Genomic DNA, 13,419 nt, shown 5'->3' on the forward strand with positions numbered 1-13,419 from the left:
CGCGCCAACCCGCAGCCCCGGTCCCGTCCGGTAGTGCCTGGCCTTCCTGGTAAAACCGGCAACAAGTCCGGGGGCGTGCGCGGCAACTATCCCCCCAAAAAATCGCAATGACCTCATTTTGAAGGCTGCGCTGACCAAAATCCTGCTCGGTCCCTTGCTGCTGATGCAGGGCATCTACACGCGCCGGGTAACGCCCAAGCTGCCGGAAGCCGAGGGCGAACGCCAAGGTATCACCGGCAGCGGCGATGCCTTGCGGTTGTTGATTGTCGGCGACAGCGCCGCCGCCGGGGTCGGTGCATCGACTCAGGATGAAGCGCTCAGCGGCCAACTCGTCAGGCTATTGGCCAAAGATTACCGGGTCTGCTGGAAACTCTGGGCCAGGTCCGGTCTCGATACGCAAGCGCTGCTGGAGCTGCTTGAAGCACATTCGCCGGAACACTTCGATGTGGTGCTGTTGTCTATTGGCGTCAACGATGTCACCAGCACGTTGGCGACAGATCAGTGGATCGCCCGGCAACAACGGTTGATGAGCCTGTTGCGTAGCCAGTACGCGGCGAAGCTGATCGTGGTGTCCCCTCTTCCACCCATGCACCTGTTTCCCGCACTGCCGCAACCGCTGCGCTGGTACCTGGGGCTGCGGGCCAGTGGATTCAACGCACACCTTGCCGACCTGGCCGGGCGAACGGAGGGATACACACTGCTGACCACCCGGTTGGCCCCCGTGGCCGGTTCGATGGCGCGGGATGGTTTCCATCCGGGACCTGCGATATACAGTCAGTGGGCGCAGGATGCGGCGGTGGTCATTGACCAACAACGGCGCCAATCCGCGCCCCTCCATGTCGCAGAACACACAATAAAAATACAGGAGTAAAAATGTCCGAACTGAACCTGCACCCCAACGCCGCTGAGTCCTTGAAGCAATGGCACGACATGATCCGCACGGGGGACTTGAGTACCCTGCCCGGTTTGCTGGACGCCAATGCTGTGTTCCGCTCGCCGATGGCGCACACGCCTTATCCGGGCGCGGCCGTGGTCTCGATGATTCTCAACACGGTCGTCAAGGTCTTTGAGGACTTTGCCTACCACCGCGAACTGTCGACGGCGGACGGGTTGAACGTCGTTCTGGAGTTCAGCGCCAAGGTTGGCGAAAAACAGATCAAGGGCATCGACATGATCCGGTTCAACGAACAGGGGAAAATCGTTGAGTTTGAGGTGATGGTCCGGCCCCTGAGCGGTTTGCAGGCCTTGGGCGAGCAAATGGGACAGCGCCTGGGTGCTTATCTGGCGGCCAATAAAGGCTGATCGTTGGCGAGGCGTTGGGGTAATCGACAGCAAGCCCGGCCTGACACGCCGGGCTTTTTCGTGCGCAAAAAAATTCAGACCCCACTTAAAGCGGCTGCCGAACCTGTGTTACATAAGTCCTGATTGTGAATCCTGCGCCCAATGAGGTTTGCCCATGCTCCACGCCCTTCGCTTGCCGCAACTGCTGACCGCTGCCTTGCTCGGCTCACTCGCTTGCGGCGCCCAGGCCGGTACGCCATCGCCGGCACCTGCCAGCTTGTTACCGCTGCTGGAGACGATCAATGAGCGCTTGAACATTGCGGATCTCGTGGCACTGACCAAATGGGACAGTCGCAAACCGATCCAGGATACGGCCCGGGAAGCTCAGGTCATCGACAGTGCCAGGAAGACGGCCGAAAGCCAGAAACTGAACCCGCAGGACGTCGCCGACTTGATCGCCGCGCAGATCGAAGCCAACAAACTGGTGCAGTACGGCCTGCTCGCTCAATGGCGCGCGGCGGACAGGGCACCGGACACTCCTCGGCCGGACCTCGTCAATCAAATCAGGCCTCGGCTGGATGAGCTGCAAAACCGCCTGCTGCAGCAATACGCCGACTTCGTGCCCTATCGCAATGACCCCGACTGCCCGGACTGGCTGGGGATCGAGCGAGCGGGCCTGATCAAGGATCAACTGCATGGACAGGCTCTGATCCGCGCCACTGGCGAGTTGTGTGTCGTGGATCAATGACCGGGCAACCGACGATTCGAGGCAACCATTGCTTGCGTCAATAGTCACCATTAACTCAATGAAGTTCTCTTAAAAAATCCGCGGCGTAACATCGGCTCCAGACCAAACAACTACACCCCGGAGCACACAATCATGAAACGCCAAACCCTTCTCAGCATCGCTTTCTCGGTTTTCGCAGTTAACGCTTTTGCCGCTACCTCTGCTCAACCTGTCGTCGCTGAAGGCGGCTCGGATCGTCTGATTGAAAGCCGTGTGGCTGAAGGGGGTTCGGATCGTTTGATCGAGAATCGCGTCGCCGCTGATGGCTCCGACCGTTTGATCGAAAACCGCGTTGCCGCTGATGGCTCCGACCGTTTGATCGAAAACCGCGTTGCCGCTGATGGCTCCGACCGTCTGATCGAAAACCGCGTTGCCGCTGATGGTTCCGACCGTCTGATCGAAAACCGCGTCGCCGCTGATGGCTCCGACCGTCTGATCGAAAACCGCGTTGCCGCTGATGGTTCCGACCGTCTTATCGAAAACCGCGTCGCTGCTGATGGTTCCGACCGTCTGATGCAAAACCGCGTTGCCGAAGGTGGCTCCGACCGTCTGATCGAAAGCCGCGCTGCATAAATGCGGGGTTCTACCGCGGTACTCAAAGAAAAGCCCGGCCTTATCAGCCGGGCTTTTTCGTGCACGAAACAAATCTCGCGTTCTGATCGTTCCCACGCTCTGCGTGGGAATGCAGCCCGGGGCGCTCCGCGTCCCTCCAAAGCCGAACGCGGATCGTCCGTCGAGGCATTCCCACGCAGAGCGTAGGAACGATCCAACGATCCATAAATCCAAACCGATTACTGTTTGGTGCCCGGCAGCAGTTCGAAGTCTGGGGTAAACGGCGTCATGGCGGCCATCAACTGCTGGAAGGGTTTGTGATCGCCTTCGAGGGTGGCTTTACCACTCGCAACGAGTTGAGCAAGGCTGGTTTGCCTTGCCATCACACCTTCGAGCGCCGCGCGATCAAGGGTAATCGTCAGATCAGGATTTTTCGCCTGCTGCCCCTTGATGTTAGTCAGGGTCGAATTGCTCAACTCCACCACAAACTCTTCCCCGTTGTCGGGCGTCTTGAGATTCATCACGAAGTGTTGGTCCGCGACTTTGCTGCCGTCCAGGGCGATGCCAAGGTACTCGAGCCACAACTCCGTGCTCATGCCACGGATCATGTCTGGCCCGGCGGTTTTTGGTGGTACGCCCTTGGGCATGCCATTGCGTAGTTCATTCGCAGCCGCAAGGAAACTKTTGCGTACACCGGCACTTTCCTTCTGATAGCCAACCTGTTCATAGACGTCCGCCAGCAAGTCCTTGGCCTGGGTGTTTTGTGGTTCGGCATACACCAGCTTATTGAGGATTTCGTATGCTTCGCGGTATTTGCCCTGATCGAACAAGGCCTTGCCCTTGGTCATGATCTTGTCTGCGCCCCCCATCATTTCCACATAGAGCGGCGCCGAATCCTTCGGTGACAGCGGCATCAGCGTGGCCGGGTTGGCATCCCAGTAACCCAGGTAGCGGTTGATTACGGCCCGGCTGTTGTGCTCTTCCGAACCGTGATAGCTATGAGTCGCCCAGTTGTTTTTAAGGCTGTCGGGCAACGTGTAGACGTTATGAATCTCGTTGATGGTGACGCCTTCGTTGGCAGCATGCAGTACGGCGTTGTTCAGGTTGGCGTAAGCATCGCGTTGCGCGCGCATGACGTCCTGAATTCGCTCATTGCCCCAACGTGGCCAACTGTGGGCGGCAAACATGACGTCGGCCTGTTGCCCGTAGCGATACAAGGCGTTGTTGATGTTCTTCGACCACACCAGCGGATCGCGAACCAGCGCACCGCGCAACGTGTAGATGTTATGGATCGTGCCGACAATATTTTCGGCGGCCCAGAACGCTTTGAATTGCGGAAACCAGGTGTTCATCTCCGCCGGGGCTTCGGTACCGGGGGTGCTCTGGAATTCCATTTCTACACCGTCAATGGTCACGGTCTCGAAATCTTTTTCAATGTAGCGATTGGGCTCGATCAGGCCCATGTTGCCAATGGAGGCATTTTTACCAATCGCCATGTCGACATGGCCATTGGGGCTATGCGGCAACATCAAACCATACTGGAAGTAGGCGCGGCGACTCATGGCATTACCGGCGTAGACGTTTTCCGCCACGGCATGCTCCATAAAGCCTTTCGGGGCGATCAGCGGAACCTTGCCACTGCGGATATCCGCCTCATCGACGACACCGCGGATGCCGCCAAAATGATCGGCATGGGAATGGGAAATGACGACCGCTACCACCGGGCGCTTGCCGAGTTTTTCATTGATGAAATCCAGGGCGGCCTTGGCGGTTTCCTTGGACATCAGGGTGTCGAAGACGATCCAGCCGGTATCGCCCTTGATGAAGGTGATGTTGGCCAGGTCAAAGCCGCGCACCTGATAGATCTTGTCCGGCACCACTTCGTACAAACCATAGGCCATGTTCAGTTCGGCCTGACGCTGCAAGGACGGGTTGATGCTGTCGTAATCCTTGCCGTCCAGAAGGAAGTCGTAGCTGCCCATGTTCCAGGCAACATTCCCGGCTTCGGCCATGATCTTTTTATAGGACGGTGCGGCGATGAAGCCTTTTTTCGCCTCTTCAAAATCGCGCTTGTCAGAAAACGGCAGTGACTTGCGCAGACCTTTTTGCAGTTCGACCGTGTAGGTGGAAGGCGGCTTGCCTTTGTTATCGAAATGGCCGTTTTGCGTCGTGGCCGGGACAGGACTTGCGCCGTTTGCATCGGCTGCAAAAACGCTGGGGCTGAAACTGCTGCCCAGCGTGATTGCCAGTGCCAGATGAAGGGTCTTGTTGTACATGAAATGTTCCTTCGCCTAAGGGGGGTCAAAGGCATGAATGCCAATGATTGCGCGGGGTTCCGTGTGCTGGATACGAGGTCAACTTGACCCGTCGGCGTATGAATAGCATATTGATCTGATTACGAAAAATTCCATTTTGTCGATATTCGATAACATAAAGGTTATGTAATGACACCACGCCGTCTGCGCCAGTTTTTGGCATTGATCGAACATGCCCACTTTGGTCGGGCCGCCAAGGCGTTAGGGGTTTCGCAGCCGGCGCTGAGCAAAAGCATCCAGTTGCTGGAGAATGAACTCGGGGTCACGTTGTTCGACCGGCGCACGGAAGGCGTCGTGTTGACGGCGTTTGGTCAGTTGCTTCGGGAAAAGAGCCAGCGCCTGTTGATGGCGCAAGAGGATCTGGTTCGCGACATGGCCTTGCTGACAGGTGGCGATATCGGTGCGTTGAAAGTTGCGCTGGGCCCCTACCCCAGCATCAGCAGCGGGTATGCCAGCATCGCCCGATTGCATGCGCGGCATCCACACATCAAAGTCACGGCCCATGTCGCGGGCTGGCGTGACGTGGCCCTTCAGGTTGCCACCGGGGCGGTGGACCTGGGGATCGCCGAAATCAGTACGTTGCAAGGCCGGGAAGAATTCACCTGTGAACTGGTGGGTGAACATGAGGGGCGCCTGTTTTGCCGCCCCGGGCATCCGTTGCTCACGCAAAAGCGTTCGTTGAAGTTGGCGCAAACACTCGATTACCCGTGGGTGGCCTCGCGTATCCCGTTGCGGGTCGCCAGCCATTTACTGCCCGCCACATTGGGCTGCGCCGGCACTTATGACGCAGTGAATGGCGATTTTGTACCGGCCATTGAAATAGATGTGCCGATGCAAATTACGGCGTTCGTAGAGAACAGTAATGCCTTGGCCTTAGGCAACTTATCAAGCTTTGAACAGGCGTTCAGGACGGGGGAATTAGTACCCTTGCCCCTCCAGGACCTCGCACTACGCACCCATTACGGTTTCATCTACCTCAAGTCGCGCTCGCTACCTCCCGTTGTAGAGCTTTACATGAGGGAAGTGAGGGCGATGGAAGAAGAACTTCGTCAGCGTGAAAGCCTTTTAGCCAAGATATAGATGGCGTGAATTAAGGGTCGCAATTTGCGACCACCCAACAACAGAGGGGGCGATTGATAGCCGAACTTCTCCGAAAATAAGTGAATGGGAATGCAACGCCGCTTTAATGAGCTATACCCAGTATTCCCCCTGCACTTATTCCATAACTGGAGATTGACAATGAATCACTGCACCCCTCTGGCAGCGGTACTGGTCATGGCAAGTCTCTTCGGCTGCACCACTTCCTCAAATCATTCAATGAACCTTCCTCTGGCAGCCACCCACCAAAACATGGGCCAGATCGGCAACACCACATTGACCGCCGTGGGCGATAAAACCAACTTTGATTTCTACATCAGCGGCGTTCCAACCGGCACTAACTTGCCACCGCGCATCTACACATTCGTCAATAAAGGCAGCTGCAAGCAACCCGGCACAGTCGCCTATGCGATGAACGACAAGGTCAACACCGAGCACAATACAGGTACCAATGGCTGGATGTTTTACAGAAGCGCTCCGATCAAATTGCCAGACTTGCTTGCCGGCAAATACTCCGTTCTCGTGCGCACTGCGCCCGAGGATGGCAACGTCGATATTTTCTGTGGCGATGTGGCACAAGCGAAGCCATGACGCAGCCAGGGTTTTTGTGAGTCGGAAAATCGGCTCATCGGGTGATTGCCTTGCTGTCGTATTCCTGGAGGTTGTTACACGCCCTCCAAAACATCGCAATCACCACGTCCAACCCCAAAAACCGCACTAGACTCCTTTCTGCGCCTTAAGTTGTGCAGTGTCATGCAGTAAGGGGGGAAATGATTCTGCCCGCAGTACCAGGCTCATTCCTCGGTGATCAAGGCACCGAGAGTCATTGTTGTTGCGCACTACCCAATTGCCAACATCATGAAACTACGAGGATTGCTGGTATGCAAAACCTATCGGATCGCTTCAAGTTGTCTGTCGCATTCGCCGCACTTATGTCACTGAACGGACTCGCCCACGCCGCTCAAACGGAAAAAACCAACATCCTGTTTATCGTCTCCGACGACACCGGTTACGGCGACCTCGGCCCCTATGGCGGTGGTGTCGGCCGGGGCATGCCGACGCCCAGCATCGATGAGCTGGCGGCAGAAGGCGTCACCTTTTACTCCTTTTATGCGCAACCCAGTTGCACGCCTGGCCGGGCAGCCATGCAAACCGGGCGCATCCCCAACCGTAGCGGCATGACCACCGTGGCCTTCCAGGGCCAGGGCGGCGGCTTGCCTGCCGCCGAATGGACGCTGGCATCGGTGCTGAAAACCGGTGGCTACGACACCTATTTCACCGGCAAATGGCACTTGGGTGAAGCCGACTATGCCCTGCCCAATGCACAAGGCTATGACGTGATGAAATACGTCGGCCTGTATCACCTCAATGCCTACACCTACGCCGACCCTACCTGGTTCCCCGACATGGACCCGGAAACCCGCGCGATGTTTGAAAAGGTGACCAAGGGCGCGTTGTCCGGCAAGGCGGGCGAAAAACCGGTCGAAGAATTCAAGATCAACGGCCAGTACGTCGACACGCCCGTCGTGGATGGTAAACCCGGCGTGGTCGGCATTCCGTTCTTTGACAACTATGTGGAAAAAGCCGCACTGGAGTTTCTCGACACCGCGGCCAAGTCGGACAAGCCGTTTTTCATCAACATCAACTTCATGAAAGTGCACCAGCCGAACTTGCCAGCACCGGAGTTCATTCATAAGTCCATGTCCAAGTCCAAGTACGCCGACTCTGTGGTCGAGCTCGATACCCACATCGGTCGCATCATGGACAAGCTCAAGGCACTTGGCATGGATAAGAACACGTTGGTGGTTTACACCACGGACAACGGGGCCTGGCAGGATGTTTATCCGGATGCCGGCTACACCCCGTTCCGAGGGACCAAAGGTACCGTGCGTGAGGGCGGTAACCGGGTACCGGCCATCGCCGTCTGGCCAGACAAGATCAAGCCGGACACGAAAAATCACGAGATTCTCGGTGGCCTGGATCTGATGGCGACGTTCGCTTCTGTTGCCGGCGTGAAACTGCCAGAGAAAGATCGTGAGGGTCAGCCGATCATCTTCGACAGTTACGACATGACGCCAGTTCTCACCGGCAACGGCCCCTCTCCGCGCAAAGAGTGGTTCTACTTCACCGAGAACGAATTGTCCCCGGGTGCGGCCCGTGTTGGAAACTATAAGGCCGTGTTCAACCTGCGGGGCGATGATGGCGCGCAAACCGGTGGTCTGGCGGTGGACTCCAACCTGGGCTGGAAAGGCGCCGTAAAATATGTGGCCACGGTGCCGCAAGTCTTTGACTTGTGGCAAGACCCGCAAGAGCGCTATGACCTGTTCATGAACAACTTTACCGAGCGTACCTGGACGATGGTGCCGATCAGCCAGGCGATATCCAAGCTCATGCAGACCTATGTCAAATACCCGCCTCGCAAGATGCAAAGCATGACCTATGACGGACCGATCGAGTTGTCCCAGTATCAAAAATTCCAGTCGGTTCGCGAGGAATTGCAGAAAGAAGGCATTAACCTGCCAATGCCAGCCGGCAACTAGTTAGTCGGGCACGGCGGTTCATACATGGAAGGATAATCAGGGTGGCGCTTACTTTGGAAACAACAGCGTAAACGCCACCCTGAACCCCCAGCCCTCAGCGCCATCTTTCGGGCTGTCAGCCCAATAACGCGGTCCAACTTGCACGGTCATGGGTTGATGACCCACTTTGAACAACTGGGTGACCGACAGGTTGATCGGCACGGACCATTCACGGGTCTGCCAATCGTAGGTGGATTCGGTGTTGATGCCGAAGGTGGTGTAGGTGTGGGTGGTGTAGCTGAAAAACGGTTGCAGGAACGTCGCGTTGACCTTTTCCTTGTCATCGGGTGGGCTGTTTTCCAGTGACCAGATGTGATTGGCCAATATTCCGCGGGTCCAGCCATTGCTCTGTTTTAGGAGCACCACCGTAGGGCCTAACCCCCATTGCTCATTGCTCAAAAGATCATTGCTGCCGGTCGGCACCAGAATGGCCGGTCCCACCCCCCATATCCAGCCATTCGCGGTTGGTTTTTGGGGTGAGAAAAAGAAGCTCTGGGTCACATCACCGGCTCCGGATTTATCTGCCTGCCCGCCAGGCACCAGGCCATGCTGATCAATGATCGGCAGGATGGTCCGCGATATCAGGTTCCACTCGTCATTGAGTCTGAATGGCAGCACCGGCTGGATGTTGGTGACGCTTTGGTATCCCTCGCCGCTCGGGCCGAGTTTCTGGTTCCAGTTGTACTGAATGGGTAGGCTGTACAGCGCGGCGACGGGATTCAGTGTTTGCTTGGCCAGTTCGGCCTGACTATCGTCAGGGAAACCGGTTTGTGGCCAAACCACCACACACGCCAGAACAGGAGCCAGTTGAAAGCGTTTATTCATCAGAACCTCGTATCAGAAATCGGGAACCGACCTCTCCCCAATCAAGGTGAATGACCTGTAACCCAATTAGCTTAGTTGAGATTTTTCTGAGTGTTTTTGCGACGCGTGACGCTCGCGTTCCATCTTTATTCAGCGTGGGCACGAGCGTTACGCAGCGCTTTCAGGTTATGCCTTGACTCCCCAGCACCCGGGACGCGGCCACTCTTTGATCATCGCCCGCTGATAATCTCCCTCCTCTATTGATCGAGGAGGCCACCGTCTACCAAGGAAAAACGATGCGGCTTCTGTTGCTCTGCCTGTTCAGCCTGCTGGCTGCCTGCCAATCCCATCACGTCTCGCCGCCCCCGGCGCCCATCGCCCCGCAAGGACGGGACCATGCCGACCTTGGCGTCATCCGCGAACTCGCCACCGGTCGAACGCTGACACCACAGGAACTGGTCGAACGTCTCGCCGTTGCGCCGCGTGTGCTGGTCGGCGAACAGCATGACAATCCGGATCACCACGCCCTGCAATTGTGGCTGTTGCGTGAGCTGGCGATTCAACGCCCTCAGGGCAGCCTGCTGATGGAAATGCTCAATCCCGATCAGCAAACCAGGGTCGACGCGGCGCAAACCGCCACCCGTGCCGGACAACCACCGGCCGACGCGTTCAAGGCGCTGGCCTGGCAGGCCAATTGGGACTGGAGTGTCTACGGCGCGCTGGTCACTTACGCGCTGCGCCAACCCTATCCGCTGCTGGCGGCCAACCTGGACAGGGCGCAAATCATGCAAATCTACCAACAGCGCCCGGCACTCACGGGTACAGCGTCCACCACGAAAGCCGTGCAAGCCACTTTGCTGGCGAATATCAGAGAGTCCCATTGCGGATTGCTGCCTGAAGCGCAAATGCCCGCGATGCTCGCCGTGCAACAGCAGCGTGACCGACGCATGGCCGAACACCTGATGGCTGCACCGACACCGGCGCTGTTACTGGCCGGGGCTTTCCATGTGCGCAAGGATCTGGGCGTGCCACTGCACCTGACGGACCTCGGCGCTGGCGAAGGCAACGCGGTGCTGATCCTGGCTGAGGCGGGCAAGACGGTGACCGTCGAGCAAGCGGATTACGTGTGGTATAGCGCTGCACAACCGGAACAGGACTATTGCGCGACGTTGCGCCGTTGAAGATCGGCTAGCGTCAGGCACAAGCCTGGCAGCCTGTCGAACAGCGAGGGGCTCCGTGGACTACTCCTCAAAACGCCCGGCGGCCTCACGGTCGTGCTCATATCGCCGCGTAAGCGCAAACACCGGCAACCAGGACTCGCGCCGAACGGTCCAGCTTTCGTAGGTTGGCGTCAGTTGGTCAGGGGCATCCAGGGAACCCAGGTTGACTTCGACCTCGTCGGCGGTGCGGGCGAAAACCGACGAACCGCAGCGAGGGCAGAAAAACCTCCCGGCGTAATCGCGCGTTTCGCCCTCGATCGTCACCGCCTCCTGAGGGAATATCGCGCAGGCATTAAAAAGCGCCCCATGATGCTTGCGGCAATCGAGGCAGTGACAAAGGCCCACCCGGTATGGGCGCCCTGAAGCCACAATCCTGACGTTGCCGCACAGGCAACCACCGGTGAATCGGTCCATGTTGCACCTCCTCGTCAATCACGCGGTTGGAACGGCCCTTTAAAAATAGCAGCGATCCAGTCTGGGGTCGTTTCACGACTTTTCAGCGTTTTTCATCGAATCGATCCCACTGAATCAGGTGTTTTCACAGCACCGGCGCAGGCGTGGCGGTTTACTGCAGACCTAAGCTTCCGGCGCGTGTCCGGAGCGGTTGTCGCAGGAGAGACCATGAGTCTGGAACGTCTGAGCAAACTCATTTCGGCAGGATTTGGCATGGCGGTGATTGCTTGCCTGCTGACCCTGTCCCTGGATGAGTATTACGGTGCCCAAGCCGCGCGCGCCACGGATCGACGGCACCAGACCATCACCGCCGTTGCCCGAATGGCGACCCTCAACCGTGAACTGACCCAACTGGCGCGCCTGTATGTCGGCACGGGCGACGAGCTGTTTCTCACCCAATACAACGAAAAGTGGCAAAAAGGCCGGACTTTCCACGACACCAAACTGGAGCTTCAAGCCGTCGGACTGAATGATCAGGAAGCCCGATTGCTGGCGACAGTCGAGGACATGGATCTCAGGCAAACGAGCATGGAGCGCCTTGCGATGAAACAAAGTTTTCATCGAGGCGGTCCGACACAGCTTGCAAGCACCACTTACATCAATACCGAGTGGAATTTTGCCGACGCGCTGAATCAACTGACCACCTCGACGACCCAACGTTTTAATAGCGACTTCGAGGCCGCGCGAAACAAAGCCCAGTTGGCCAGCCACATCAATGTCTTGATGCAATTGATCACATTGGGCGCAGGTCTATTGGCATTTCTGGTGGTCCTGCGTCGCCAGTTGATGATCCCGTTGTTGCGTCTTTCCGAGCGCATGCGCCGCCTGCACGCCGGCGAAGCCCTTGGTGAGCCGGCGCAGCGCCAGGGGCTTGCTGAAGTCGTGGCGCTGGCCGAGGCATTCGATGCCTATGTCGACGTCAATGAAGAGCTGCACCGACAGCACTGGGTCAAGGGGCACCTCGGCGAGCTGGTCCAAGCGTTGCAGTTGTGCACCAGTCGGGAGGCATTCGCCGCAACGTTGCAGCAAAAGCTGGGCGAGTGCCTGGGTTGCAAGGCGATTTTGCTATTCGATGCTGAGTCCTTCGACATGCCGGCAGGCCACTWGCACTACAGTTTGCCACTGCAGCAGGACGGGCAGCAGCTGGCGAGCCTTGAACTCGATTTTGCCCATCGCCCGGATTGCGCTCAGCTCCAGTTGCTCGACACCCTGCCCAACCGACTCGCCACGCTCCTGAATTTGCTGGATCAGAGCACGCACAATCAGCGATTGCTGCACCAGGCCCACCTGCAGGCCCGGCTGCTGGAGCGCCAGGCGCTGATTCTGCAACAACGCCAACAGTCGCTGGAAGCCACTGAGGGCTGGTATCGCAGCATCGTCGAGTTTGCCCCCAAAGCACTGCTGGTGTTCGACGAGGGCGGCGTGATCCTCGCCAACCAGGAAAGCGAAGCAACCTTTGGTTATGCCCCCGGCACCTTGCTTGGCCAGAGTTACCGCGCGCTGGTGCCGGACAGCCAGCTCGAGACCGTTGATCGCATGCTTGAGCGAGTGCACCTGAACAAGGTGCTCGACACCGCCGAGGTGATTGCGCGGCGAGCCGATGGCAGTGAGTTTCCCGCTGAGTTGCGCCTGTGCCTGCTGCCCGTGCGCGAGGATCGTGGGCAATGCCTGTGCATTGCGATACGCGATCTCAGCCAGCGTAAAGCCGAAGAGCGCTGCCTGCGTGAAGCGCATGAGCAGCAGCAGGCCATTGTCGGCTCGGCGCCCTATGGCATTGCACTCGTACAGGGTGGATTGATCGCACAGGCCAATTCGCGTCTGGACGAATTGCTGGGTTACGCACCCGGTGAGCAACTGCAGCGGTCCCCGCTGATCTGGCTGGATCAGGTCATTTCGGCGCAAACAGTGCAGACACTGGAAGCACAGATTCGCGAGGCGCTGGACCGTGGCGAAATCTATCAGCAGCAGCTGCAACTGCGTCGCAAGGACGCCCGATGCTTCTGGGCCAGCGTCAGTGCGCGAGCCATCACGTCCGCAAACAACTCCCGAGGCTCGATCTGGATCATCGAAGACATTTCTGCCCAGCACGCCGCGGCGAACGAGATGCAGCAGGCGCGGCAACTGGCCGAGGACAGTGCGCGTATCAAGGCTGAGTTCCTGGCCAACATGAGTCACGAGATTCGCACGCCGATGAACGCCATCATTGGTATGACACACCTGACCTTGAGGACGGAGCTGAACGAATCTCAGCGCGACTACTTGAACAAGGTACAGAGCTCCAGCCGCCATTTGCTGGGCGTGCTTGACGATATTCTGGATTTTTCCAAGAT

Annotated in this window: 12 protein-coding genes; 9 read left to right on the top strand and 3 right to left on the bottom strand. The window is 57.8% G+C overall.

Translation table 11 applies throughout. The features are described from left to right. The first annotated feature begins 163 nt into the window (after nucleotides 1–163). From AC1D2P_RS01825 to AC1D2P_RS01840, 4 genes are all read left to right on the top strand, one after another. Entirely contained in the window at nucleotides 164–871 is a 708-nt protein-coding gene (locus AC1D2P_RS01825; RefSeq protein ID WP_477757918.1) for an SGNH/GDSL hydrolase family protein, read from the top strand. Nucleotides 872–873: 2 nt separating this feature from the next. Further along, complete coding sequence (locus AC1D2P_RS01830; RefSeq protein WP_477757870.1) at nucleotides 874–1,302, top strand: nuclear transport factor 2 family protein; 429 nt, start codon at nucleotides 874–876, stop codon at nucleotides 1,300–1,302. 154 nt (nucleotides 1,303–1,456) lie between these two features. After that, nucleotides 1,457–2,029, top strand: a complete 573-nt coding sequence (locus AC1D2P_RS01835; protein ID WP_109786689.1) for a chorismate mutase — start codon at nucleotides 1,457–1,459, stop codon at nucleotides 2,027–2,029. 132 nt (nucleotides 2,030–2,161) lie between these two features. Next, a complete protein-coding gene (locus AC1D2P_RS01840) occupies nucleotides 2,162–2,641 on the top strand; it encodes a phage infection protein (RefSeq protein ID WP_477757871.1) in 480 nt (159 codons plus the stop codon). A 218-nt stretch (nucleotides 2,642–2,859) separates the two neighbouring features. On the opposite strand, the gene AC1D2P_RS01845 is transcribed toward AC1D2P_RS01840, so the two are convergent. Then, nucleotides 2,860–4,896, bottom strand: coding sequence for an alkyl/aryl-sulfatase (locus tag AC1D2P_RS01845; protein ID WP_477811292.1), 2,037 nt, complete (start codon nucleotides 4,894–4,896; stop codon nucleotides 2,860–2,862). 168 nt (nucleotides 4,897–5,064) lie between these two features. On the opposite strand from AC1D2P_RS01845, the gene AC1D2P_RS01850 reads away from it, so the two are divergent. The 3 genes from AC1D2P_RS01850 (at nucleotide 5,065) to AC1D2P_RS01860 (ending at nucleotide 8,573) form a co-directional block, all read left to right on the top strand. After that, entirely contained in the window at nucleotides 5,065–6,015 is a 951-nt protein-coding gene (locus AC1D2P_RS01850; protein ID WP_109786692.1) for a LysR family transcriptional regulator, read from the top strand. Nucleotides 6,016–6,174: 159 nt separating this feature from the next. Then, a complete protein-coding gene (locus tag AC1D2P_RS01855) occupies nucleotides 6,175–6,624 on the top strand; it encodes a hypothetical protein (protein WP_109786693.1) in 450 nt (149 codons plus the stop codon). Nucleotides 6,625–6,914: 290 nt separating this feature from the next. Continuing rightward, complete coding sequence (locus tag AC1D2P_RS01860; protein WP_477757873.1) at nucleotides 6,915–8,573, top strand: arylsulfatase; 1,659 nt, start codon at nucleotides 6,915–6,917, stop codon at nucleotides 8,571–8,573. A gap of 48 nt (nucleotides 8,574–8,621) precedes the next feature. On the opposite strand, the gene AC1D2P_RS01865 is transcribed toward AC1D2P_RS01860, so the two are convergent. Next, complete coding sequence (locus AC1D2P_RS01865) at nucleotides 8,622–9,437, bottom strand: transporter (RefSeq protein ID WP_223525046.1); 816 nt, start codon at nucleotides 9,435–9,437, stop codon at nucleotides 8,622–8,624. A gap of 275 nt (nucleotides 9,438–9,712) precedes the next feature. Here AC1D2P_RS01865 and AC1D2P_RS01870 point away from each other — a divergent pair, with 275 nt between their 5' ends. After that, nucleotides 9,713–10,597 carry a ChaN family lipoprotein gene (locus AC1D2P_RS01870; protein WP_477757874.1) on the top strand — a complete coding sequence of 295 codons (885 nt, stop codon included), beginning with the start codon at nucleotides 9,713–9,715 and terminating at the stop codon, nucleotides 10,595–10,597. Between the two features lie 60 nt (nucleotides 10,598–10,657). Here AC1D2P_RS01870 and AC1D2P_RS01875 read toward each other — a convergent pair whose 3' ends face one another. Beyond that, the gene (locus AC1D2P_RS01875; protein WP_109786697.1) at nucleotides 10,658–11,050 is read right to left on the bottom strand and encodes a GFA family protein; all 393 of its coding nucleotides are present in this window, start codon (nucleotides 11,048–11,050) and stop codon (nucleotides 10,658–10,660) included. Between the two features lie 207 nt (nucleotides 11,051–11,257). On the opposite strand from AC1D2P_RS01875, the gene AC1D2P_RS01880 reads away from it, so the two are divergent. Further along, a partial coding sequence (locus AC1D2P_RS01880; RefSeq protein ID WP_477811293.1) for a PAS domain S-box protein occupies nucleotides 11,258–13,419 on the top strand: 2,162 nt, incomplete at its 3' end.

The sequence above is a fragment of the Pseudomonas sp. P1_F1_2 genome (assembly GCF_056405815.1).